Genomic DNA, 23,927 nt, shown 5'->3' with positions numbered 1-23,927 from the left:
TGCGTTCGCGAGGTTCCGCGGCGGAACGACAAAATCTGGAAGGGGGGAAGATGGGGGGAGGCAGCGGCATATAATGCCGGCCAACATGACGACGCTTCAGTTCGTGACGACGCGCTGCGGTGCGGCGAACCATCCGGAGATCACGCTCCAGTTCCGCGACCAGCAGCCCGTGCCGGTGGAACGCATGCTGCTGGGCTATTTCGAGAACGGCGTGGCGGCGGGGCGACGATTCCTGCCGGGGCAGACCGTGCAGCTGGGCTGGGCGACGCTGCGGCTGTGCGAGCGGTCGGACGGGACCATCGGGGTGGAAGAACGCGAGGGCGCGGACTGGGTCGAGAGCTGCGACCGCTCACTGATGCAGACCTGGGTGCAGAAGGAAGTGTGTCAGAGCCTCGGGCTCGCCGAAGAGATGTCGTTTCCGCGGCAAGATCAGATGGCCATCGCCTGCGACGAGGCGCACCTCGCGGACCGCTGGCTCTTGACGCGGGATCAGCCGCAGGACGACGGAGACTCCGGCTGGTTCATCGGCTGCTTCAAGGAGCCCGCGCACAACCACGAACGACCCGAGGCGCTGCTGGCTCCCGCGCTCATCCAACTGGTGGAGCGGCTGCCCTTCGTGACCCAGTTCTTGGCGTTGCCTCCGGGCAGCCAGGTGTTCGTGGATGGAACCGCGGAGCGCATTCGGCCGCGAGTATTCATGAACGGCCAGCCGCTCCAGCCGCTGGCCGGCTCGTACCTGGAAGCGCTGAGCAACTGAGGTCGACGCGCGGCGCAGTTGGGCGCTAGCCTTCCGTCGTGCCTCTGATTCTCGAGCCCTACCTGGAGCAACGCGCGCGCTGGCCACAGTCGGGTCGGCACATCCTCGCGCAGTACTCGGACGACGCCGTGGTCGTGTACCAGGCGTACAAGCCGAGCATCGGTCGCTTTGCGGCGGAGCACGGCTACTTCGGGGGCGAGTGGAGCGAGAGCCGCATGACGTGGATCAAGCCCAATTTCCTGTGGATGATGTTCCGCTCTGGCTGGGCGCAGAAGGAAGGGCAAGAGGTGGTGCTCGCTATCTGGCTGCGGCGGGAGGCGTTCGACGAGATCCTTCGGCGCGCGGTGGTGTCGACCTTCGATCCGTCCATGTACGAGAGTCGCGAGGCGTGGCAAACGGCCGTGCATGGCTCTTCGGTGCGACTGCAGTGGGACCCGGATCACGATCCCACCGGCGCCAAGGTGGAGCGGCGCGCGATCCAGCTGGGCCTGCGCGGGGACAGCGCGCGGCGCTTTGCCCGCGAGTGGGTGCTGGGCATCGAAGACGTGACGGAGCTCGTGGCGCGCGAACGCGCGCACGCCACGCCGTCGCGCTACGCCGAGCTCGTCACGCCGCGGGAGGACGTGTATCCGGCGCCCGCGTGATCCCGGGGGTGGCGGCGCGCCGAAACCTCTCGAGCTCCGGGGGTGCACCCGCGTGATCCAGGGGGTGGTGGCGCGCCGAAACCGGCTATCATATCAAGTACTTCTCGCGCAGGCGCGATGGGGCCGGAGAGCCGCACGCGACGGTAGTCTCCGCGCAACCTCGCTGACAGCTCGCCGATGGGGCGCAGGCTGTGCGGACCGTTGAGGTTCTGGTCCGCCAGCTCCAGGGATCGAACCTTGTCCTCACGCGCACTGCAACAGTGGGAAAAGACGGCCGGTACGGCGCTGAACGAAATCGAAGTAGCGCACCGGGCGATTGTCGGGCGAGGGCGTGGTCGCCAATTCGCAACATTGCAGGTAAACCATGCATACGCCGTCTTGCTTTCGTCCCAGTTTCAGGCTTTCAGTCGAAGCCTGCACTCGGAAGCCGTCGACTTTCTAGCAACCGCCCCAGCAGAGGCGTGGCCAGGTGGGATGCTCCGAGTTCTCATGACTCGTGGACGGAAGCTCGACTACGGGAACCCGAATCCTGGCAATCTTGGAGCTGACTTCTCTCGAATCGGCATGCCGTTTTGGGAGCACATCCGACGAGGCGACAAGCGCGCAGAAGCCAGACAGAGGCGCCTCGAGGAACTGAACGACTGGAGAAACGCCATCGCGCACCAAGACTGGGACAAGGTCGGCGGAAACCCCTCCCTGAGGATCGCAACCGTTCGTCGGTGGCGAAGCACGTGCAGCGCGTTGGCGCGCACATTTGACCGGGCTGTTCATGCCTACCTTCTGTCTGTGGTGGGCAGGACGCCTTGGTGATAGGTTTCCAGTGATGAAGCGCGCTCCCAAAAGCGGCGTTCCCGCAGTCGGCTCGAAGGTGCGGCTGACCTTCGGTGGCATCGAGGTTCTCGCCACCGTGATCGAAGACCGCGGCCCAGTGGGGCACCAAGGCCGACGCCTCGTGAGGGTGCGCCTCGATCTGCGGGACGGTAGCGAGCCCCTGGAGTTCGAGCTGCCTGCCGCGGACGTTCGGGTTGCGGCGTAGTCTCCCAACGCAACGCTGAGCACACGGATCCGGGCGTAGTTTCCGGGCAACCTGGCTGGCGGCTTGCCGATGGGGCGCGCAATGACTGAACCTGCGTCCGCGCTTCGTCGATTTCGCTCCGCCCCTGCCGATCCGACCGACACCGACACCCCCGAGCTCCAGCGCGCGGCTCCCGCGGCCCGACGCGCCGCGACTCAGGCCACGGCGCGGTTGCCGCGCGGCGCCAGTGCTCAGGCCGTTCAGGCGCTGACCCAGCGCACGCCGCCGGACCGCATCGGACGCCGGCTCGACCAGTTCATGGCGCGGATGAACGCCAGCTACCGCGTTGGGGGCCAGACGGTGCGCGTCACGCCGCATTTTCGCTCGCGCTACTTCGATGACCAGGCGGGCAAGGCTCAGCAGAAGTACCTGCTGAGCATCCAGCGCGCCGTGGGTCCGGATGCCTTTCGACCCATTGCCATGAACGCTGCACGCGCCGTGAGCTCCCGCGGCCAACCCGAGGACGTGCAGGTGGTCACACAAGCGCTGATCGACGCGGGTGCCCTCGACAAGTATCCCGGCGTTGCACCGGACAAGGCCATCCGCCGCTTGATGTGGGACATGAAGCTCGGCTTCGACTGTCGGGGCTACGTGGCGCGGGCGCTCTTGTACTCGCGGGGGCAGGGAAATCGCGAGGCGGCGGGGGCGCGCTACGGGATCCGACGGGTGGCAGACGCCGTGTTTCCCAACGATGCCCTGGCACGTGTGCCCGTCGCGCAAGCAAGACCCGGGGATGTCATCCACCTGATGCCACCCCGCGGCGAGACGCGTGACCACAACTTGATCCTTCGCTCCAACACCGCCGTCAGAGTTTCGGACCCAAGCCAATTCACCGTTGGCGGACGACGAGTTCCGGCAAGCTTCGTTCGCGCCGGCTGGCCCGCTGGGGCAACACCCAGCGTCCGCGTCTTTCAGGTCGACTCCTCCTGGGGCGGTGGCCGAACAGGCGACATCGGTGGCGTGGAACGGCGCACCTGGCTCTACAACGAGAAGACCCAGCAGTGGGCGGACTGGGATGAAGGAGGGAGCTTTCGCGCCGGCGCCGGCCCCTACGCCCATCCCCTCGACGGGATCTTCCGCCCCAAGAGCGAGCCATGATTTCGCAACTTTCTCGGCTCATCACGTTCGCTCTAGCGCTCGTCGTGTCCGCCTGTAGTGCGTCGTCGGGACCGTCGCCGGTGTTGCGCACCGCGCCCAGCGTCCGCGTGGCCGTCGTGGACAGGGCGGCGACCGGCAAGGTGGCGAAAGCTCCTCCGCGCCGGACGCTGTCAGTGCGCCGCATCCAGATCCAAGATCCCGATTACGTGCAGACCGTATGCGCCGGGCGGGCTCCCGACGCGGTTCATCCGTTCGGAACGATGTTCGCGCACACCGAGCGAGAGCTGGTGGAGATCGATCTGAAGAGCGGAGCCGTTCTGCAGCGAGTCACGCCGCCGGCCGACGAGAACTACCAGAGGAGCGTCGCCTTCGACGGCACGCACGTGTTGCTGGCCACCGGCGGCCTCATGCGGACCGTCCTCCTTCGCGTGTTCGACGCGCGCTTGCGGATGACTCAGGAGCTTCCGCTGCGCGAGGGGTACTTCCCGAGCGTCACCACGGGTGCGGGGCTGGCCTTCGTGGCCTTTGTGGACTGGGGCCGGGAGACCACCACGGCAATGGCCATCGATCCGGACACCGCCACCGTGCTCGCTCACCACACCATCGAAGGAAACCTGCTCAACCAGTATCAGGGCCAAGCCCAGATCTTGTTCCACTTGGATCGTCTCTACATGGCAACGCCCGGCGAGGAGCTGCATATGGCTTCTCTCGAGCCGCGCACCCTACGCCCGGTTGCCGCGTACAAGGAGCACCTCTTCACTCGCAATCTTGACGACATTCCTCCCCAGTTTGCGGCTGCCACTCTGCTGCCAGCGCACGATGGCGTCATCGTGACCCTGGAGAACGATGCCCTCGAGCTCGATCCCGGCCTCCGACCTCGCCGACGCTTGCCGCAGATTCCGGAACCGCACGAGTGGTCCCGACTAGCGATCGATCCGGAGAGTGACGCCGTGCTCACATCTGACGGAATGCTGGCGCCGGGACCCAGCGGTCCGTTTGGCCAGACCGTGAAGCTCGAGACGGGCTTCTTCAATCCAGAGAGCCCCAAGCCGAGCCGGCGCGATCTGCCGGTGGCGGCGTTCTTTCACGGCGGGCGTGGCTTTGTCGTGACGGTGCACCCCGACGTTCGGATCTACGTGGTCGAGGGTTACGCGATGCTCGCGCCGTAGCGTCCGGGACGGGTATCGCGCCGAACCAACAAGCTTGCGGGGAAGAGGGGCATTTCGCGGTGACAAGGGGCGCGGTACCCTGGGTGCATGCGCGCCTCCATCGTGGCTCTGGGCGCGGGCGTGTGGCTTCTCGCGGCGCCTGCATTTGCGGATCCGGTCTCCAGCGTCAGCCAGTACGGTGTGACGTGGACCTTCGCACAGCCGTGCGAGTCGGGGCAGTTCGCGAGCGGCGACTACTGGGTGGTGGGGCCGTGCGAGATCACGTCCGTGTCGCCGGCGCCCACGGGCACGCGCAATGGCTCCGCGGTGAACCCGAAGGGCGGGCACCAGGGCTACGACGACCGCGGCGGTGAGTTCGACACCGCCGAGAACGTGAGCTTTCCGTACACGCTGAAGGTGGACGAATCTCTGGTGTCGAGCGTGAGCAAGACGGAGGGCGCCGAGATCAAGAACGTGGGGTGCTTGCAGTCGCAAGCGGTGCTGACTGCGGTGTCGGCGGCGTTGCCGGCCACGGCGCTGCGGCCTTCTTACGCGGGGACGTTCAAGCAGTATCTGGATACGGGCAACATCCACTGGGACCTGCTGCCCAAGCTACCGCCTCCCAGCAATGCGCCGGATGGCGCGGACCTGCGCAAGATGGCCGAGCGCCCGCGCATCGACCACATGAACTCCTGGACGATCCAGAATAGCTGCGCCGAAGACAACTGGTACAACGGCGCCGGCGCCCACAACTGCTACGGACGGGAGTACTCCACGTTCATCAGCAACGCCGCGATGTACACCATGCTCGACGAACCGGATCGGGACGAGCTGGTGGTGTCGATGATCCAGCTGGGCATCGACAACTACGGCGTGCTGGAAGCGGGGGGCGGATGGTCGCCCAACGGCGGGCACCACAGCGGACGCAAGTGGCCCATCGTGTTCGCGGGCCGCCTGCTCGACGACTGCGATCTGTTGAAAGTGGGCGAGAAGTTCGACGACAGTCACTTCGGCGAAGACGGCCAAACCTACGCGGGGAACAGCGGCAAGGCGCTCTTCGGCTGGGATTGCGGCGGCGGCCAGGGGAGCTACTTCGAGAGCGGCTGCTCCGGCGGCGGCGCGAAGGACTGCCGGGATCCCGCCGGCATGGTGGATGGCTGCCCGGACTACCGCAACTGCTGCACCAGCGGTTACTGGGTCGGCCAGATGCTCTCCACGCTGATGCTCCATGCGGAGACGATCTGGAATCACCAGCCGTATTTCGACTACGTCGATCGCTGGATGACCGGTGACGTGGACGGCGGCGGCAGTGCATCGAGCGCCTTCATCGAGGGCATGTGGACGCAGTACCGCAACGACCTGCCGCCGGGCTCGCCGGCGAGCACCGTGTGCGGCGCCGGGGGCAGCGGCGGCGGCGCGGGGGCCAGCTCCGGGGGCGGTGCCGGCACCGGCGCGGGCGGCAGCGCGTCGGGAGGCGCTAGCTCCGGCGGCACGAGCAGCGGCGGCATGAGCAATGGCGCCGCCGACAGCAGCGACGACGGCGGCTGCGGCTGCCGCACGGCGCCTTCCCCCGCGACCTCGCTCGCCGGGTTGCTCTTGGCCGCGGGAGCGGCGCTGTCCGCGCTGCGCCGGCGCCGGCGTTGACGGACTTCGCGGCACGCTACCGCGCGGCGTACGAAGCGCTGGGCGTCTCGCTCCAAAGCGGCGACGCCGTGCTCGAGATGGAGCTGACCATCGCCGAGCATCGTCTGGACGTCCGGGTGCCGGAAGCGCTGAGGCAGTACACCCTGCTCGCCGGGCGCGAAGCGATCCTGAACGGCGCGCACAACCGGCTGCTCTCGCCCCGGGATTGGTCCGTGGACGACGGGCATTTGGTGTTCCTCGACGAGAACCAGAGCGTCGTCCAGTGGGGCGTCGCCGTGACCGGCGCGGACGACCCTCCGGTGCACCAGCGCGCGGGCGGCGAGTGGTTTTTGGAGCACGACCACTGCTCGGAGTTCCTGGAAGTGATGCTCCACTGGCAGGCCGTAATGGGTGGCGCGGAGTTCATGCGCTCGGCGCTGGTGGACGCGGAGTTTCCGGCGCGCCTTCAAGGCTTCCGGCGCGCGGGCGCCATCAACGAGCTCACGGCGTACTCGCGAGACCACGTGGCGCTGTGCTTCGTCCCCTGGGACGACGGGCCGCGGATCTTCGTGGCGGGCGGTAACGCGCGCGCCGTGCAGTCGCTGGCGGAGGAGCTGTCGTTCGAGTGGGATGCGAGCTTCGACTGAGTCGCGGGCCTTCGGCGGTCGCAGCTCGAACCGGGTGCGGGCTGCTCCTTCGCAAGGGGGGTTGGGGGCGCGGAAAACGGTTGATATGTAAACTGGTTTTGGGGCGGGCGCCCCCCTTGATCTCCTTGGGGTGGCGGTCCGAGGCTCGATGACGAAGGGATCCCCTCGTGAATGTGCCGCACTACCGCCCCCACGTAGGACACCTGCCGGCGGCTCCAAGCGCGGGGATACTGTCGGGGCCGACGTCCGCGTGGTTCCGCGGCGGACCAACAAGCTGAAGACGCTGCGCTGAGCGAAGCCAGCGCCCTGGCGCACTGACGAGCTGATCGCCATCGCTGGCGAGACCCGCGGGCAGCCACTACGCTCGGAGGCATGCGAACCGTGGCCGTGGCTGTGCTGCTCGCGAGCGCGCCTGCCGCGGCTCAGCCGGAGCCCGCGTCCGAGCCCGCCGCGGACTCGGCGTGGTTTCGCGAGGCGGAGCAAGAGCGCGACGATCGCGAGGCGTACCGGCGAGAGCTGGAGGCGAACTACCGGCGCAACAAGCTGGGCCTGTCGCTCGCGCTCCGGCGCGCGAGCGTGAAGCTCCCGCGCACGGACGAGCCGAGCTGGGGCGGCGGCGTGTTCTTCGACTTCTTCATTCCGCTTCAGGATGGCGTGAGCCCAATGTGGCTTTTGAACGCCGGCTTCGAGGCGTACCCGGTGGAGGGCGGAACGCTGGGCACCATGGCCGCGAGCTTTGCCTACGGCTTTCGCACGCCGGCCTTCATGGGCTACGCCGGCGGCACCTTCGGGGCCGCGCTGCCCATCGGCGACTTTGCCAGCGAAGGCGGATACCTGTTCGGCGCGCTGGCTGGCGTCGGCGTGGACTTCGGCCGCGTGAACTTGCGCGCGGAAGGCCGTTGGGAAAAGGGCCTGTTCCGCGCCGGCCAAACCGCCACGGTGCTGAGCATCAGCCCGGTGCTGGGCATCACGTTCTGAGCTCAGCGCGCGAGGGTGGCGCGCACCACGCAACGGTCGAAGGCGTCTTGCTCTGGCGTACAGCTCGGGAACCAGACCCTGTCGCCTTTGCAGGCGACGCCCCTCGCCTGGCACGTCAAGAGCGCGTCGTCCGCGGCCCAGCATTCTTCGGCGACGGTCCGCTTCTCGCAGGCGGACTCACACTCGCTTTCCGTTAGGCCGCACGAGAGCTCCGCTTGTGCCCCGCACAACGCTGCGCACCCCCGCCACACGCTCCGGTGCGGCACGCCGTGCGGGGCGAAGCACTCCGCACCCTGGCAGCGCGGCGGCTCCAGCTCTCGATGGAAGGAGCCGCCAAAGTCCAAGCTGTCTCGATTGAGCTCCACGCCGAAGGTGAGCATGTGCCAGCTCTGCGCGCGCACGGAGCTCTCGTAGATCACGTAGTCGATCACACCCTGGGTCTGGCGGTAGAACGTGTAACCCAGCACCGCGGGGCCGACGCGCAGGCGCACCCCCGTGTCCCAGCTCGGCACCTGACCATTCTCGTCCGCTTCGTGAATGCGGTACGGCGTGAGGTAGCGAAAGTAGGGCGACAGCCCCAAGAGGTGCGGGAGAGAAAGCTCGTTGCCGAGCGGCTGTAGATCCAGCCCCACCGAGCCGCCGGCCACGCGGGTACCGAGCTCCGGCCCGAGCCCCACAGACACGATGGGCGTCTCCAAGGTGAGCACGCCGTAGCTCACCAGGGCCGCATCCACCTTGCTCGTCTTCGAGTTGCGGAATCCAGGGAAGGTCACGCCGCCCATCAGCCCGACGTGCTCGGAGAAGCGATGCCCCCAGCGTCCGTCCAAGTTCAGCGGCGAGAAGCCGCCGGCGCTCCCCGGTTTGCACCCGGTCTCGTTGTCGCAGCTGCCACGCTTTTCGGCGCCGACGTGCACTACCATCGCCGCTCGCGCACCCGGCCCTTCGTGGGTGCGATACGGGTGCATCACCGGAACCGCGCAACCGGTTCCCGCGAGCACTGCCATCACCCCGAGACGGCGAATCACCCTCGCACCGTAGCAGAAACGCCCTAAGCTCCGCGCCATGCAAGACCAAGTGATCGTCATCACCGGCGCCAGTGCCGGCATTGGCGCAGCCCTCGCCAAGCTGGTTTCCGACAAGGGCATGAAGCCAGTATTGTTGGCTCGCCGCGAAAAGGAGCTGACGGAAGTCGCTTCCCGTCTGGGCGAAAGTCTCGTCGTCGTGGGGGACGTCACGCGCCGCGCGGACGTGCAGCGCACGGTAGCGAGCGCTCTCGATCGCTTCGGTCGCATCGACGTGTGGGTGAACAACGCCGGCCGCGGCATCTCGCGTGCCGTTTCCGAGCTCACGGATGAGGATCTGGACGAGATGTACCTGGTGAACGTGAAGAGCGCCGTGTACGGCATGCAAGCCGTGCTGCCACACTTCAAAGAGCGCGGCCGCGGCCACATCATCAACGTCTCATCCATGCTCGGGCGCGTGCCCTTCGCGCCCATTCGCTCTGCCTACGCCGCCGCCAAGCATGCGCTCAATGCGCTCACGGCGAACTTGCGCATGGAGCTCCGAGCGGAGTTTCCGGAAATCCAGGTGTCGTCGGTGCACCCCGGCGTGGTAGCCACGGAGTTCGGCCTCTCCGCCCGCCACGGTGGCTTCGACTCCCGGACGCTGCCGGGCGCCCAGAGCGCCGAAGAAGTGGCGGCGGTGATCGCCGACACCATCGAGACTCGCCGCGCCGACGTGTACACGCGGCCCGGCGCTCAGCAGATGGTAGCGAGCTACTTCGCTCACGAGGACATGGGCCAGGCGGAGCAACTGCCGCCCTTCAACTTCGCGGTGCCCAAGCCCTGAGCCTGGCGTGTAAGATGGGGCGCGCCGCGGGCGTTGGGAGGAATCGATGAGCACGCTTTCCGTTTGTTCGAGCTGCGAGGGTTTCGTACCTGCGGGCGCCCGCGCCTGTCCCCACTGTGATGCACCGCACAAGCGCTCGCGTCTGGCGCGCGCTGCGCGGGCGAGCGCCAAGGTCGCCCTGGGCGGCGCCGTAGCCATGACGCTGATGGCTTGCTACGGCGGCCCGCCCCACGCCTATGGTCCCATCGAGCCGCGGCCCAGCGGTCCTTGCCAGAAGAGCGAGCCCGGCCAGGGCAGCGAGCCGAGCTCACCCACCGATCCCGACCGCAACTGTTCCGAGGGACAAGCGCCGGTGAACACCATCGCCACCGGCAGCCCCGACGAAACACCCGCGCCGCCCCCCGGGTCGTGAGCCATCGCCGCCTGCGCGTGACGAGCGACGCGCCGCATCCCGCGTACGTGGTGTGGGAGCTCACCCTGGCGTGCGACCACGCCTGCCACCACTGCGGATCTCGCGCCGGGGTGAAACGCGAAAGCGAGCTGTCCACCGCGGAGGCCCTTTCCGTGGTGGAGCAGCTCGCCGAGCTGGGCGCCCGCGAGGTCGTGCTCATCGGCGGCGAGGCGTACCTGCACCCCGGATTCCTCGACGTGCTCCGCGCCCTTCGGGAGCGCGGCATCCATCGCCAGCTCACTACCGGCGGCCGCGGAGTGACGCCGGAGCTTTCGGGCGCAATGGCCGCAGCGGGGCTCGAGAGCGCGTCCGTGAGCATCGACGGCCTGGAGCAAACGCACGACCGCATGCGCAACGCGAACGGCAGCTTCCGTTCGGCGATGGCGGCGCTCCGGTCCCTGCGCGACGCCGGGGTACGCATCGGCTCCAACATCAACCTGAACCGACTGAACCGCGGCGACCTCGAAGCGCTGTACGAACGGCTTCGCGCGGTCGGCATCTCCGCCTGGCAGATCCAGCTCACCGCGCCCTTGGGCCGCGCCGCGGACCGCACGGATCTATTGCTGCAGCCCTGGGAGCTGCTGGACCTGGTGCCGCGCATCGCGCGCCTCAAAGAGCGCGCCTTCGAAGACGGCATCAGCCTGATGCCCGGCAATAACCTCGGCTACTTCGGCCCGGAGGAAGCGCTGCTGCGGTCCCTCGAGCCGGGCGGCGCCGATCACTTCGGGGGCTGCCAGGCCGGGCGCTTCGTGATGGGCATCGAGAGCCACGGAGACGTGAAGGGCTGCCCGTCGCTCCAGAGCGCCCACTACGTGGGCGACAATATCCGTCGCGCGCCCCTCCGACAGATCTGGGACGAGGCCCCTGCCCTCGCCTTCACCCGCCGCCGCACGCTGGACGACCTGTGGGGCTTTTGCCGGAGCTGCGCCTTCGCCGAGCCTTGCCGTGGTGGCTGCACCTTCACCGCCCACGCGCTGCTCGGCCGCCCGGGCAACAACCCCTACTGCCACTACCGGGCGCGCACCCTGGCCAAGCGCGGCCTGCGCGAGCGCCTGGTGCCCCGCGACGCCGCCCCCGGCGAGCCCTTCGACAACGGCCGCTTCGAGCTGGTGGAAGAGCCGCTCTCCGCGCCAGAGCCGCCCCGCGGCGACGATCTCGTGCGCGTCACGCGCAAGTAGCTTGTCGGTTCGGCGCGGAATCAGCCGCGCAGCCCGCCTATCGCGGGACGAGCAGCGCCAGCGCACGACGCAGCGCACCCCGGACTCCGACACGAAGCAGCACTGGGCACCGTCGCGCTCGTACACCTCGCGCCGGACTGCACGGCCGGGCTCGCCCGGCTTCGTTCCGCGGGAGCGGCGCGGCTTGTCCGTAACGCTCCAGCGCTTCTTCGAAAGCTCGCGGATCAGCGCGTCGAGCGCCCGCTCGACCACGACCTCCAGCTCCCGGCTCACGTGGCGCATCAGATCCTGGGCGTGCTCGAGCTTCGCTTTCAGGCTCTCTCTCCGGCCCAGCTCGAGCTCGCCGATCAGGGGGGATCGGTCGCCCCCAAATCGGTTGCTATGTAAACTGATTTTCCTACGCCAAAGACCCCCGCGCGTCCCCCTTCTGCCCTTCTCGAGCCTGCCGAACCCTGTCGAATGCAACGATCAGGGGCTTCGGACGCGCCTAGATCAGTTGCTATGTAAACCGATTTCCGTGCACCCCAGACCCCATCAATTCCGCGGGTCCACCCCGGCAAGGCCCACGCCCTTGGTCCAGCGCGATGACGTCACGACGAGCCGGGCGCCGGACCCTTTCCGCCAGTGCGCAGCGGCTTCACCTGGTCCGGAACATCCGGCTTCGGAAACCAGCGCGCGAGTACGATCAAGATGTCGGACTTGCCGGCCATCGGCGACCATCTCCAGCGCGACGGGATGCTCTTCGCCGGGTGCGCTTTGGAAACGCTGTGATGCGCTTGGCCCTCGCTCATCCCGAGGCAGCGCACGCACAGATCGTAGAGCGACGAGTAGCCCGCGCACCAGCTGCAGCCGTCGTTTCTCGATGAGCGCGAGATGCACCAGAAGTCGCGCGATGACGAGGTCGCGCAGCCAAATCGCGACGCCCTCGCTCCAACTTCCCATCGCCTAGCCGCGACTCGACCCTTGCTCGATGGCAAGCTCGGCAGTCCGCTACCGGACGCCGCTCTTGGCCTCCTTCCCGATGGCCGAAACCTGGAAACGAACCACTCGCAGCACACCCAACCTTGCGGAGCTCGACAATCCTCTTCGGCCAGGCGCTCTGCGGTCGCGCGAGAAGTCGTGAATTTTGTTGGTGCGCCGCGGAAACGGCGCCGAACGCCGCGCCCTCTCTGCGCGCTGTTTCCGCGGCGGCCCGACAAGAATGAATAGACGTGGTAGTCCCGGTGTCATGAAGCGCACCCTGGAGGACCTGGCGAAGCTGTCGAACAAGGAGCTTTCGAGGTTGTTCGATGCGGGGACCACGCCGGACACGGACAAGCTCGTGGGTTGGGAGCTGCGCGGCTTCAACAAGCCCTTCGTGACCAAGCTCGGCGGCTTTCAGAAGTTCAAGAAGGGCTTCTACCTGAAGAGCGGCGAGGTGTGGGGCTACAACATCCCGGTGGTGCAGGGCAAAGTGACCGAGCCCTGGAAGTGCTTGCCCGAAGACGACGCGCCGAAGCGCTTCGGTTTCTATCGTGTGCGGCGGGCCGAGAGCGGCGACAAGGAGCCGGGCGCGCTGTTGCTCGACTACAGTGAAGGGCATAACCGCCTGTGGGAGGGCAGCTTCTTGCGGGACTACCTGCGGCAGGTGGACGCAAACAACGACGATCTTTATCTCGGAAAGGCCTACTCCGCCCTTGCGGGCGCCCAGATCGCTCCCACATTCTTCATCGTCGAGCGGCACCGGCCGGCGCCGCGCACGCTCGATTGAACGGAGGGTGACGTGAACGCACCGGTGCTGCCCACCAAGATGCCCGGCAACAGCCTGCTGACGACGATTCGCTTCGCGAAGGATCCGCTCACGTTCTTGTCGGAGTCCCGCACTCTGGGAAAGGTCGTGTGGCTGCCGTTTCCCGGCCGAGATCTGTTCGTGGTTCACGACCCAGAGCTGATGGAAGAGGTGCTCATCAAGCGGCATCACGATTTCATCAAGGACAAGTTCACGCGCGCGCTCTCCGATTCCCTGGGCAACGGCCTGTTGCTCAGCGAGGGAGATCTGTGGAAGCGCCAGCGGCGCTTGATGCAGCCGGCGTTTCACAAGCAGCGCATCGAGGCCTACGCCGACACCATGGTGGCGGAGGCGGAGCGTACGCTCGCGAGTTGGAGAGACGGCGAGCAGCGAGACGTGCACGTGGACATGATGCACACCACCAGCGAGATCGCGGCCATCACCATGTTCGGCGCCCACATGGGAGACGCCGGGGCGGAGCTGTCCCAGGGCGTGGAACACGTGATGCGCCGCTACCTCGGGCTGTTCGGCACCGGCATTCCACTACCCGCCGGCATTCCGACGCCCACCAACTTGCGCTTTCGCCGCGCGCTTTCGCGGCTGGACGACCTGGTGCGCTCGTTCATCGAGCAGCGACGCCGGAGTGAAGAGCCCACCTTCGATCTGCTCTCGCTCCTGCTCTCCGCCCACGACGAAGACGGCAAGGGCATGAGCGATCAGCAGCTCCGCGACGAGTGCGTGACGCTGTTCGTCGCCGGCCACGAGACTACCGCGCTGGCGCTTTCCTACTCGCTGCTCTTGCTGGCGGAGCACCCGCAGCACATGAAACGGCTGCGGCAGGAGCTTCGGGAGGTTCTGGGCGGCCGCAGCGCGCGCTATGCGGATCTCGCGGCGCTCCGCTTCACGGACGCGGTGGTGAAGGAGTCCATGCGGCTCTACCCACCGGCATGGGCGATTGGGCGGGAGGCCACCGTAGATACCCAGATCGGCAACTACCGCGTGCCGAAGGGCGCAGAAGTGGCGCTGTGTCAGTGGTCGGCGCACCGGGACCCGCGTTGGTTCGAGCGACCGGAGGCCTTCGTGCCGGAGCGCTGGCTTTCGGAGACGGAGCGCCCGCGCTTTGCGTTCTTTCCCTTCGGCGGCGGCCCGCGAGTGTGCATCGGCAATCACTTCGCGATGACGGAAGCCGTACTCGTGCTCGCCACGTTGCTCTCGCACTTCGAGGTAGCTCCGGCCGTCACGCGCACGCTGCGCTTCATGCCGTCGGTCACGCTGCGGCCCCGCGGCGGCATCCCGCTCCGGGTCTACTCGGCGCCGCTCGCCGGCTCGTAGAGGTTCCGTTTCAGGTAGCCGGTGAGCGCCACCAGCGCGATGCCGACCACCAAGCAGGCCACCACGCTCAGAGCGAGCACGATCTTGTTGGCGGCGGGAGCGACGCTGCCGACCAGGGAGCTCAGCCAGCCTGCTCCCGCGGACGTCGCCAGCCACACGCCCGCGGCGAGGCCGGTGAAGCGCGGCGGCAAATCGCCCACCACGCGACTCATGGCCAGCGGACCGGCGATGGCTTCTCCGACCGCCATGCCCACGATGCTGAGGCCCACCAGCCAGCTGAGGTCGCCCAACGAACTACCGCTCACGGCTGCGATCATCGTCGGCGCCGCGGCCAGGGCGAGGATGGTCACGCCGATGCCCACGCCGTACAGCGTGAGGTCTCGCACCTTGGTAAAGTGCAGCGCCAAGAAGGTGGCGAACAGCAGGAAGCAAGTTCCCATGACGACGACAGGGTTCAGCGTCTGGAGCATTCCATAGCTGGATGCGCCGGCCGTGCGCAGCACGCTGAACTCCATCGCGCTCTCAGCGCTCATGGCCATGTGATACGGAAGCAGCGCCACCACCAACACCGCCGCACCGATGGCGACCTTGCCGGCTCGGAGCGGTGAGCTTGGCGGCGTGTTCGGCTTCACGAACAGATCCACGCCGCCAGCGCCCAACGCGACCACCAGGCCGATGCTGGCGAGCACGATGGAGAGCACGAAGCTCACGCCGGTGCCGCGCACGGCGGCGAGAGCGCCGCTGGACGACGAGCCCATCAGCGCGGCCGAGTTGATGGCCGAGTAGAGCGAGACGAACAGCGCCGCGCGCAGGTGGAAGCGCGGATGCGGGAGCTCCCGAGCGGCGTGGGCCAGCACGGCAGGCTTGAACAGGCCCTGGCCCAGGCTCAGGATCAAGAGCGCGAACCACAAGCTCGCGGTGCTGCCGCTCGCGGCCAAGAGCACGTAGGCGACGATGCCGAGCAGCGCGCCCGCGGCCATCACCAGGCTGGGTCGAAGGACGATGCACAAGGCGCCGCCCACCAGCACCGTGACGATGCCCACGCCGGCGGTGACGGTATACACGCGGCCCGCGTCCGCAGTGGGCATGCCCAGCTCGCTGCTCATGTGCAAGAACAGCATGGCCCGCATGCCGTAGTAGGCCATGCGCTCGAAGGCGAAGGTCGCCGGCAGCAACATGAACAGCAGCACGATGCGCGCGATGGCGCCGGTGCTTTGGGGAGCTTCTTCCGCCATGGCGCGCTGCTTATCCCACGGTCTACTCCGGAGCGCACGCGCATGGTTGCAACCGCGGGAGCGTCGGAATACCCACAGCGAGATGCGTCGCCTCTTCGCTTTGCTCCCGCTCCTTGCAGCATGCAGCTCCGCCCCGCCCAAGCTGCCGCCGACGGCGCCGAGCCCGCTGCTCGAGAAGCCGCTGCCGGCCTTCGAGCGCCCTACCCTCGGTGGTGAGCGCGTCGCCACCCAGAGCTACGCCGGCCGACCCGTGGTGGTGAAGTTCTTCGCCGAGTACTGCAAGCCGTGTCAGCGCACATTGCCGGCCGCCGAGCGTCTGCATCGAGAGCACCCCGACGTGGCGTTCATCGGCGTCTCCGAGGACGAACGCGAGAGCACCGCGCGCGGTGTGGTGCAAAAGCATGGGCTCACGTTCCCCGTCGTGCTCGATCGCGGCAACGTGCTCGCCGGCCGCTTCCGGGTGAGCGAGATGCCCGTCACCTTCGTGGTGGATCGCCGCGGCTTCGTGCGCTGGGTGGGCAGCGCGGATCAGACCGAGGCGGACTTCGAGCAAGCCGTCGGTGCCGTCAGCTCAGCGCGCTGATTCCGCGGCGGACCGACAAGAAATCGAATGATGTTGGTCCGGCGCGAGCCCCGTCGCGTTCAGAACGTCCCGGCGAGGCCGCTGGGGCCGAACATCACTTGCACGCCCGGGTCCTTGCGGGCGCCGGCAGCGGGCAGCTGCTCATGGGTGACGACCTTCTCTTCTTGGCTCCAGAGGAACCACCAGGTGCTGGCCCCGGCAAACGCCAGGAACATGCCGCCGCTGAGGAACAGGAAGCCCGCCGAGGGGAAGCAGTCGTTCTGGGGATCGCTGTTGTCGCAGTCGCTGGTGGCTTGCACGATGCCCCAGGTCGTCATGCCCACGCCCAACGCCGCCATCGGGATGCCGGCGCCGTAGAACGTGAGCTTGGACAGGAACGGACTGCCGCGCCCAACTTGGTACTCCGCGGTGACGTGACTCCCGGGCCGATGGGGAAAGGACTCCGGCAAGCGCAGGCGCGCGGAGTCACTCTCGCGCTGGAGATAGAAGCCGCTGACGGGCGGCACCATCTTCTCGCAGGGCAGCGTGCACAAGATCTCCGAGCGGTGATTGCGGAGCGTCCAGGCTTCGTCGTCCTCTTTCGGAAACTGAATGGCGATGGCGGCGGCGTCGAGCTCTTGGGACGGAGAGCGCGCCGCGGGGGCGCCCTCCGGCTGCAACGGGGAGAGGAACACCTGGATGGGTGATGCGCACTGGCTGCTCGGAGCGTCGTCCGTGGACTCGCCGCAGCTCTCGGCCGTGCCCGCTTCCCGCAGCACGCCCTGGGACGACTGGTGGCTGGCGCCGGCGCCCAAACCCACGACCGTGGCGCCGCCGCCGGCGCGGGCCGAGGCGCCCGAGAGTAGCTTGAACGCGCCGACGGAGATCGCGCTCACATAGTGCGTGGCACGAGCGCACGCGCCACCGGCCGCCGGCAGCGGCTCGGGCAGGCCGTCGGCGCGGAGCTGACCGGCCACCGTGGTGCGCACCGCCAGCTGTCCGGAGCGTTGGAGCTCGCCCTCGAGCCCCACGGCGCCGATGGGCAGCTTGGCGTAGAGCTCGTCGGCATTGGTGATCTCGACGGTGTCCGTCGCGAGCGTGGTGTGCTGCCAGGTGTACTGGCCCGGAAGCCGGCAGCCATCGATGATGCGCAGCTCGCAACCGGTGAACTCGACGGCCACCGTGCGGCTCGAGGCCAGGCTCTGCAGGTGCGCTTTCTCGGACGCGGGCCATTCCGTGACCAGTGGGCTGTCGGAGCTGGCGGCGATCTTGCACTTGGACAGCGGCGTCGGATCCGCGCCGCCGGCGATGGGCGCCGGAGTGGGCGGTTCGCTGTTGCCGAGCAGTCCCCCACAGCCCACGGCCCACGGCGCGCAGGCGATCAGAAGCCAACCGGAAGTGATCCGCATCAAGACCTTACCCTCAGGCTATCACGGCTGTATCCGCCATGCGACGCATTGGCTCGCACAAAACCCAACGATTTCGGCGCGTGTCACGGATGTTGGATGGAGCTTTCGGGCCCTGCGGGAGCACAACGTGGGGAGACGAAAGGAACTGCCATGACCCGCAAAGGTGCCCTCATCCTATCTGCCACCGCCTCCGCGTTCGTGTTGATGCTGCTCGGCGGCCTCGTCGCGCGCGGCTCCGCAGAGCCCCCCGCAGACTGGCAAGCGCGCGAGGCCGAGTACCAAAAGCTCCTCGAAGAAGCGAACCGCCGCCTGGCCGAACCGCCAACGACGGCGGCCGACCCGCCGCCGACCCAGCCGGCGTTCTTCGAGCAAGGAGACGACGACGAGCACCACGAGCGGCGGCGCCACCGCGAGCACGACGAGGACGACGACTAGATGACCGAGAAGCTCCTGGTGGTCGCTACCTCCGTCGCGGCCACGCTGGTCGGCTGGGCGCTGCTGGCGCGCCAACCGCCACCGCCTCGCCCGCTGCCGGTGCTGGTACCGACAGCCGGACGGGCGTCCGTCCGAACCGTGTCCCCCCGCGTACACGCCCGCACGCGCTCGTCGCGCTGAGCCATGTTGGAGCTCGAGACCCACGCCATGGGCAGCACGGTGCGCGTGCTCTTGGAGTCCGACCCGCTCGGCGTGCTTTCGCGGGTGGTCCGATGGTTCGAGCGGTGGGAGCAGATCTTCAGCCGCTTTCGACCGGACAGTGAGCTCAGCCGCCTGAACGCCCGCGGTACGGCGCGGGTGAGTGAAGAGCTGTTCGAGGTGCTGTCCCGCGCCGTTGCCGTCGCCCGAGAGAGCGACGGGCTGGTCACGCCCATGGTGCTCCCGGCGCTGCTCGCGGCTGGCTACACCAAGAGCTTCGAGCTACTGAGCGACGAGGGCGAAGAGCGGCGCGTGGCCGTCGCCGACGTGTCCAGCGTGGAGCTCGACGTCGAGCGCCGCGTCGTGAAGCTCGGCGCGGCGGTGGATCTCTCGGGCTTCGTCAAGGGCTGGGCGGCGGACCGCGCGGCTCGCGTTCTCGGCCGCTCCGGCCCAGTGCTGGTGGACGTGGGCGGCGACATCGCCGTCAGCGGCGCGCCGTTTCGCATCGCCGTGGACCACCCCGACGGCAGCACGATCAGCGAGCTCGAGCTGGCGGCGGGAGGCATTGCCACGTCGGGACGCGACCACCGCACCTGGCGCGGCGGCGCGGCCCATCACCTGATCGATCCACGCCGCGGACTGCCGGCGGACACGGACGTGCTGAGCGCCACGGTGATCGCGCCGAGCGCCTGGGACGCCGAGCACGCCGCCAAGCGCGTGCTGCTGCTCGGTACCCGCGCGGGGCTCTCTTGGATCGAGAGCCGGCCCGAGCTCGCCGCCCTGGTCGTCGGCGAGCAGGGCACGTCCAAAAGCTCACATTTCCCGAGGAGCTCAGCATGACCCCCACGCGAGAAGAAGCAACGCGCATGTCCGCCGAAACCGCGGTGTCCATCGCCCTTGGCACTGGGCTCGGGGTTTTGCTGGCGGCCGCCGTCATTCCCTCTTGGGTACCGAGCTTGCGCGCGACGTTGAGCGGTCCCGAGCCCAAGGCGTTTTGGTACCTGTCGCGGGCGAGCGGCGTGGTGGCCTTCGTGCTGCTCTGGGCCAGCATGCTCGCGGGCCTGGGCATGAGCACGCGGCTGGCCCGGGAGTGGCCGGGGGCTCGCCGCGCCTTCGATCTGCACCAACACTTTTCCCTGGTTGGCTTGGCGTTCTCCGCGGTGCACGCGTTGCTGCTCTTGGGCGACCGCACCGTGCTCTTTGGCCTCGTAGACATCGCCCTGCCCTTCGCCTCCCCCGACGTCGCCGTGGGGCTAGGGCAGCTGGCGTTCTACGCGTTCATCGTGATTTCCGTCTCCTTCTGGCTCAAGCGCGACATCGGTCAGCGCGCCTGGAAGCTGATCCACCGCGCGACCTTCTTGGTGTTCGCGGTCGCCCTCGCCCATGGCCTCTTGGCGGGCAGCGACGCCCTCTTGGGCCTGTACCTGGCGGCAGCCGGCAGCGTGACCTTCCTGACCGTGCTGCGCGTGGCGGCCCCCTCCACATCGACGCGTGCCGCCCACTGAGCTACCGCTCAGGGCTCGATGACACGGCCCGCGTGGCAACCCCGCGATCTCCCCTTTGCGCACCTGAATCTGCGCCACAATCCCTTCGGGGAGCTGCCCACCGACGAACGCGCGCGCGTCGCCGAGGTGGGGGAGCTCAGCTGCCCGCGCGGCAGCGTGGTCCAGCTGTTGGGCGACGCCGGGCGCGGCAAGAGCACCCACCTGTGGGCGTGGCACGCCCGAAACCCGGGCTCGCTGTACGAGTACGTTCCCGAAGGCGCGTGCACGCTCCGGGCGCGGGCGTTGCCCGAGCTTTGCTTCGTGGACGAGGCCCAGCGCCTCAGCCGCGTCGAGCTTCGACGGCTGTTCTCCGACGCGGCGCGCTTGGTGCTCGCGAGCCACGCGGACCTGTCCGGCTTCACGCGGCGGCCGGTGCGCACGCGGATGCTCACCGGCATGAGCGAGGAGCGCCTGGGTCGCATTCTCACGCGGCGAGTGGAGGCGGCACGCCGGAGCACCGGCCCGGTGCCACGCTTCCCGGTGGAGACCTTGCGCGCCATCGTCGCGCGCTTCGGCGACGACCTGCGCAGCGCCGAGAGCCACCTGTACGACGTCTTCCAACGCCTCGAAGGGCCCGGCGATGTCCGCCTGTAACCTCAGCCTGGAGGTGAAGCGGCGCGAGCTCCGCCCGGGCGAGGCGATCGACGCCACGCTGGTGATGCGCGCCGACCGCGACGTACGAGCCGACGCCGTGAGCGTGGTGTTGGGCTGGCGCACCCACGGCAAGGGCAACCGCGACAGCGACAGCGCGGAAACGGTGGAGCTCGGCCCCGTGGAGCTGACGGCGGGCACCGAGCACCGGACGCCAATTCGTCTGTCGGCGCCCAACGGGCCGGTGAGCTATCGCGGCACGCTGGTGAACGTGGATTGGTACCTCACGGCACGGGCCGACGTTCCCTGGGCCCTCGATCCCAAGACGGCGACCGAGCTCGTGCTCTTGCCCGCGCCCCTGGAGGAAGTGCCCGGCGACGGCTATCGCACGCCGCCCACCCTCCGCGCCCAACGCCACGTGCTCGGCACTGGCGTTCCGCAGAAGTCTGGCCAACAGAACGTGGCCATCGCCGGCTTCATGTTCATGGTGTGCGCGATCTTCCTGGTGAGCAGCCTGCAGGGGGGCGGTTCCACCCTGGGCGTGCTGTTCGCCCTGACGGTCGCATTGGTGTTCGGCTGGCGCGCGCTGAAGCCCAAGGTGGCGAGGGCGAGAACGGGCGAGGTCGAGATCGGCGTCCACCCGAACGAAACCCGCGCCGGAGGCCGCCTCCAGGTGGAGGTGCGGCTGCGCCCTCCGCGAGCGCTGACGCTGAACGCGGTGCGCGCCCGGCTCCTGTGCCAGGAGATCGCGGTCAGTGGCAGCGGGACTCGGAAGACGACCCACAGCCACACGGTGAGCAGCCAAGTCCTGGAGCTGTCGAAGCGGCGGCGGGTGTCCGCGGGCGAAACCGTGGCCCTGGAAGGGAGCATCACGGTGCCGGAGGACGCGCCGCCCTCCTTCGAAGCGCCCGACAACAAGGTGCGCTGGACCGTGACGACGGAGCTCGACATCGAGGGCTGGCCGGATCTCGAGGACGAGCAAGTGCTGACGGTCTTTCCGAGCTGATTCCGCGGCGGACCAACACCCTGATGAACGGCACGGAGCGCGTTGCGGCGGCTCCGGTCCGGCGCTATCTGCGGCGCATGAAGAGGGTCTGGTGGTGGGTACCGGCGGCGGCGGCGGTGGCGATGGCGTGCGCCAGCACGGAAGATCCCGCGAATCGGCCGAACCTGAACGGCACGGGCGGCGTGGCGGCCACCGACGGTGGCGGCTTGCCGGAAGGCGGCGGCGGTTGTGATCCGGGCTCGGGTGCGAGCAGCGGCTCCGGCGCGAGCAGCGGCTCCGGTGCCAGCAGCGGCTGCGGCGCCACGGGCAGCGGCGGCAGCGGCGGAGAAGCGGACGCCGGCCCGCCCCAGTGCGACGACAGCCTCAAGCGCTGTCAGCAGGAGTTCAGCTACCCGGACAGCGGCGAGACGAGCGTCGAGCTCCGCGGCTCCTTCGCGGCGAACGGCTGGGACGTGGGCGTGCCGCTGACCAAGAACGGCTCCACCTGGAGCGCCACGGTGGAGATCCCGTACGCCCAGGAGATCCAGTACAAGTTCGTGCTCGACGGCGCGAGCTGGGTCACGGATCCGCAGAATCCCAACACCGTCAACGACGGCCAGGGCGGGCTGAACTCCGTGCTCGCCCCCGTGAGCTGCGCCAGCTGGAGCTGCGTGCCGCCGGTGACGGGCAACTTCGACTGGCGCGACAGCATCTTGTACTTCGTGTTCGTGGATCGCTTCTTGAACGGCGACACCAAGAACGACGGCGCTCCCATCTCCCAGGTGGAGGCCGCCGCGGCCTACAAGGGCGGGGACTGGGCCGGCGTGCGCCAGAAGATCTCGGAAGGCTACTTCACCGATCTGGGCGTGAACACGCTGTGGCTCACGGCGCCGATGGACAACCCCGACGCTGCCGGCATCGGCACGGACGGCAAGTACTACAGCGCCTACCACGGGTATTGGCCCGAGAACCTGGACCAGCCCGAGAGCCGCTTCGGCACGTTGGCAGAGCTTCAGGCGTTGGTCACCGAAGCGCACGCGGCAGGCCTGCGCGTGATCCTCGATTACGCTATGAACCACGTCTACATCAGCTCGCCGGTGTACCAGAACCACAAGGGCTGGTTCTGGCTGTTGGACGAGAACGGCAAGCACTGCGTGTGCGGCGAAGGCTGCGGCTGGGAAGGCGCCGACGGCAAGCGCTGCTGGTTCCGCGACTACCTGCCGGACTTCAACTTCACGATCAAGGAGGCGCGCGACTTCTCCGTGAACAACGCGGTGCAGTGGATCAAGGACACCGGCATCGACGGCTTCCGCCTGGACGCCGTGAAGCACATCGAAGACGCCTGGGTCACGGATCTGCGGGCTCGCGTGAAAGCGGAAATCGAGCCCACCAGCGGTGAGCACTTCTACATGGTGGGTGAGACGTTCACCGGCAACCGGGATGACATCAAGTACTACGTCGATCCGGTGAACAAGCTCGACGGGCAGTTCGACTTCCCGCTGAGGGCGCAGATCGTAGCGACTCTGTTGATCCGCAGCTCACCGCTGACGGAGCTCGAGAAGTTCCTCGCCACCAACGACAACTTCTACGGCGCCGGCGTGATGAGCACCTTCGTGGGCAACCACGACGTACCGCGCTCCATTCACTTTGCCGAGGACTCCCCGATGTGGGGCAACGAATGGGCCGACGGCAAGGACCGCGCGTGGCAGAACCAGCCCGCCCTGCCGGGGAACCTCGCGCCCTTCGAGCGGCTGAACGACGCCTACACCCTCATCTTCACGTTGAAGGGCGTGCCGCTGCTCTACTACGGGGACGAGATCGCCATGGCCGGCGCCGGGGATCCGGACAACCGCCGGCAAATGCAGTGGAGCGGCCTATCCGCCGGACAGAACTTGGTGCTTTCCCACATCAAGGCGCTGACCAAGATCCGCGCGGACCACCCGGCCCTGCGCCGCGGCACGCGCACGCCGCTGTCCTCCGGCACGGACACCATCGCGTACCGCATGCAGTACAACGGGGACGACCTGATCGTCGTCATCAACCGCGGGGACGGACCTGCCAACGTGGGCAACCTGCCCGCGGGCAGTTTCACGGATCTCTTGGGCGGCGGCGCGGTGAGCGGCCCATCGGTGAGCGTTCCCGCACGATCCAGCATGGTGCTCGTCGCCAAGTAGCTCTACATAGCCGGCATGGCCGGTTTCTGGCGTTGGATCGACGGCATGCCGCTGGGCGCGCTGATCTTTGGTGCCATCGTGCTCGGGCTCGCGCCGTTCTTCCCGGAGCCCCACCTGTGGGAGAAATTGAAGATGCTGGCGGCGGGCACACTGAAGCGCCCCATCGACATCTTCGATTTGATCATGCACTCCGCCGGCCTGGTGCTGCTGGGCATCAAGCTCGTGCGCATGGCCCTCGCCAGCTGAA

The 23,927-nt window shown here is 68.1% G+C and carries 26 protein-coding genes; 22 read left to right on the top strand and 4 right to left on the bottom strand.

Translation table 11 applies throughout. From position 1 onward, the window contains the following. The first annotated feature begins 85 nt into the window (after nt 1-85). The 8 genes from H6717_03070 (at nt 86) to H6717_03035 (ending at nt 7,970) form a co-directional block, all read left to right on the top strand. A complete protein-coding gene (locus H6717_03070; GenBank protein ID MCB9576000.1) occupies nt 86-757 on the top strand; it encodes a hypothetical protein in 672 nt (223 codons plus the stop codon). A gap of 38 nt (nt 758-795) precedes the next feature. Next, on the top strand, nt 796-1,401 hold the full coding sequence (locus H6717_03065; GenBank protein ID MCB9575999.1) for a DUF4291 domain-containing protein: 606 nt from the start codon (nt 796-798) through the stop codon (nt 1,399-1,401). 823 nt (nt 1,402-2,224) lie between these two features. Further along, nucleotides 2,225-2,437 (top strand): hypothetical protein, encoded by a 213-nt coding sequence (locus H6717_03060; GenBank protein ID MCB9575998.1) that lies wholly within the window; start codon nt 2,225-2,227, stop codon nt 2,435-2,437. An 81-nt stretch (nt 2,438-2,518) separates the two neighbouring features. After that, nucleotides 2,519-3,574, top strand: a complete 1,056-nt coding sequence (locus H6717_03055) for a hypothetical protein (protein MCB9575997.1) — start codon at nt 2,519-2,521, stop codon at nt 3,572-3,574. Further along, nucleotides 3,571-4,743 carry a hypothetical protein gene (locus H6717_03050; GenBank protein MCB9575996.1) on the top strand — a complete coding sequence of 391 codons (1,173 nt, stop codon included), beginning with the start codon at nt 3,571-3,573 and terminating at the stop codon, nt 4,741-4,743. The genes H6717_03055 and H6717_03050 overlap by 4 nt, the downstream gene beginning before the upstream one ends. Nucleotides 4,744-4,830: 87 nt before the next feature. Then, nucleotides 4,831-6,366, top strand: coding sequence for a hypothetical protein (locus tag H6717_03045; protein ID MCB9575995.1), 1,536 nt, complete (start codon nt 4,831-4,833; stop codon nt 6,364-6,366). After that, a complete protein-coding gene (locus H6717_03040; protein ID MCB9575994.1) occupies nt 6,363-6,992 on the top strand; it encodes a hypothetical protein in 630 nt (209 codons plus the stop codon). The genes H6717_03045 and H6717_03040 overlap by 4 nt, the downstream gene beginning before the upstream one ends. A gap of 372 nt (nt 6,993-7,364) precedes the next feature. Continuing rightward, the gene (locus tag H6717_03035; protein MCB9575993.1) at nt 7,365-7,970 is read left to right on the top strand and encodes a hypothetical protein; all 606 of its coding nucleotides are present in this window, start codon (nt 7,365-7,367) and stop codon (nt 7,968-7,970) included. Nucleotides 7,971-7,972: 2 nt separating this feature from the next. Here the strand turns inward: H6717_03035 and H6717_03030 are convergent, their stop codons facing one another. Continuing rightward, complete coding sequence (locus tag H6717_03030) at nt 7,973-8,995, bottom strand: hypothetical protein (GenBank protein ID MCB9575992.1); 1,023 nt, start codon at nt 8,993-8,995, stop codon at nt 7,973-7,975. A gap of 37 nt (nt 8,996-9,032) precedes the next feature. Here H6717_03030 and H6717_03025 point away from each other — a divergent pair, with 37 nt between their 5' ends. Genes H6717_03025 through H6717_03015 form a run of 3 tightly spaced genes read left to right on the top strand, consistent with a single transcriptional unit; the run spans nt 9,033 to nt 11,447 of the window. Continuing rightward, entirely contained in the window at nt 9,033-9,818 is a 786-nt protein-coding gene (locus H6717_03025) for an SDR family oxidoreductase (protein ID MCB9575991.1), read from the top strand. A gap of 46 nt (nt 9,819-9,864) precedes the next feature. Beyond that, nucleotides 9,865-10,230 (top strand): hypothetical protein, encoded by a 366-nt coding sequence (locus H6717_03020; GenBank protein MCB9575990.1) that lies wholly within the window; start codon nt 9,865-9,867, stop codon nt 10,228-10,230. Beyond that, nucleotides 10,227-11,447 (top strand): radical SAM protein, encoded by a 1,221-nt coding sequence (locus tag H6717_03015; protein ID MCB9575989.1) that lies wholly within the window; start codon nt 10,227-10,229, stop codon nt 11,445-11,447. Before H6717_03020 ends, H6717_03015 begins: the two co-directional genes overlap by 4 nt. Nucleotides 11,448-12,037: 590 nt before the next feature. Here the strand turns inward: H6717_03015 and H6717_03010 are convergent. Next, on the bottom strand, nt 12,038-12,253 hold the full coding sequence (locus tag H6717_03010; GenBank protein ID MCB9575988.1) for a hypothetical protein: 216 nt from the start codon (nt 12,251-12,253) through the stop codon (nt 12,038-12,040). Nucleotides 12,254-12,675: 422 nt separating this feature from the next. On the opposite strand from H6717_03010, the gene H6717_03005 reads away from it, so the two are divergent. Then, nucleotides 12,676-13,197 (top strand): hypothetical protein, encoded by a 522-nt coding sequence (locus H6717_03005; GenBank protein ID MCB9575987.1) that lies wholly within the window; start codon nt 12,676-12,678, stop codon nt 13,195-13,197. 12 nt (nt 13,198-13,209) lie between these two features. After that, nucleotides 13,210-14,547, top strand: a complete 1,338-nt coding sequence (locus H6717_03000) for a cytochrome P450 (protein MCB9575986.1) — start codon at nt 13,210-13,212, stop codon at nt 14,545-14,547. On the opposite strand, the gene H6717_02995 is transcribed toward H6717_03000, so the two are convergent. Next, nucleotides 14,520-15,782 (bottom strand): hypothetical protein, encoded by a 1,263-nt coding sequence (locus H6717_02995; protein MCB9575985.1) that lies wholly within the window; start codon nt 15,780-15,782, stop codon nt 14,520-14,522. The genes H6717_03000 and H6717_02995 overlap by 28 nt on opposite strands. An 82-nt stretch (nt 15,783-15,864) precedes the next feature. Here H6717_02995 and H6717_02990 point away from each other — a divergent pair, with 82 nt between their 5' ends. Next, the gene (locus H6717_02990) at nt 15,865-16,365 is read left to right on the top strand and encodes a TlpA family protein disulfide reductase (protein MCB9575984.1); all 501 of its coding nucleotides are present in this window, start codon (nt 15,865-15,867) and stop codon (nt 16,363-16,365) included. A gap of 59 nt (nt 16,366-16,424) precedes the next feature. Here H6717_02990 and H6717_02985 read toward each other — a convergent pair whose 3' ends face one another. After that, the gene (locus tag H6717_02985; GenBank protein ID MCB9575983.1) at nt 16,425-17,753 is read right to left on the bottom strand and encodes a hypothetical protein; all 1,329 of its coding nucleotides are present in this window, start codon (nt 17,751-17,753) and stop codon (nt 16,425-16,427) included. A 150-nt stretch (nt 17,754-17,903) separates the two neighbouring features. On the opposite strand from H6717_02985, the gene H6717_02980 reads away from it, so the two are divergent. The 8 genes from H6717_02980 to H6717_02945 all read left to right on the top strand — a co-directional run bounded on the left by H6717_02980 (nt 17,904) and on the right by H6717_02945 (nt 23,926). Next, nucleotides 17,904-18,188, top strand: a complete 285-nt coding sequence (locus H6717_02980; protein ID MCB9575982.1) for a hypothetical protein — start codon at nt 17,904-17,906, stop codon at nt 18,186-18,188. Then, nucleotides 18,189-18,368, top strand: a complete 180-nt coding sequence (locus H6717_02975) for a hypothetical protein (protein ID MCB9575981.1) — start codon at nt 18,189-18,191, stop codon at nt 18,366-18,368. 3 nt (nt 18,369-18,371) lie between these two features. Further along, nucleotides 18,372-19,226, top strand: coding sequence for an FAD:protein FMN transferase (locus tag H6717_02970; GenBank protein MCB9575980.1), 855 nt, complete (start codon nt 18,372-18,374; stop codon nt 19,224-19,226). Next, a complete protein-coding gene (locus tag H6717_02965) occupies nt 19,223-19,891 on the top strand; it encodes a ferric reductase-like transmembrane domain-containing protein (protein MCB9575979.1) in 669 nt (222 codons plus the stop codon). The genes H6717_02970 and H6717_02965 overlap by 4 nt, the downstream gene beginning before the upstream one ends. Nucleotides 19,892-19,909: 18 nt before the next feature. After that, complete coding sequence (locus H6717_02960; protein MCB9575978.1) at nt 19,910-20,524, top strand: hypothetical protein; 615 nt, start codon at nt 19,910-19,912, stop codon at nt 20,522-20,524. Further along, a complete protein-coding gene (locus H6717_02955; GenBank protein MCB9575977.1) occupies nt 20,511-21,527 on the top strand; it encodes a sporulation protein in 1,017 nt (338 codons plus the stop codon). Before H6717_02960 ends, H6717_02955 begins: the two co-directional genes overlap by 14 nt. A 77-nt stretch (nt 21,528-21,604) precedes the next feature. Further along, nucleotides 21,605-23,680 carry a hypothetical protein gene (locus H6717_02950; GenBank protein ID MCB9575976.1) on the top strand — a complete coding sequence of 692 codons (2,076 nt, stop codon included), beginning with the start codon at nt 21,605-21,607 and terminating at the stop codon, nt 23,678-23,680. A gap of 15 nt (nt 23,681-23,695) precedes the next feature. After that, nucleotides 23,696-23,926 (top strand): RND transporter, encoded by a 231-nt coding sequence (locus H6717_02945; protein ID MCB9575975.1) that lies wholly within the window; start codon nt 23,696-23,698, stop codon nt 23,924-23,926. Nucleotide 23,927: the final 1 nt, after the last annotated feature.

This window comes from Polyangiaceae bacterium, assembly GCA_020633235.1.
Taxonomy (GTDB): domain Bacteria; phylum Myxococcota_A; class Polyangia; order Polyangiales; family Polyangiaceae; genus JACKEA01.
This window is presented reverse-complemented; position numbering and strand designations above follow the sequence as displayed.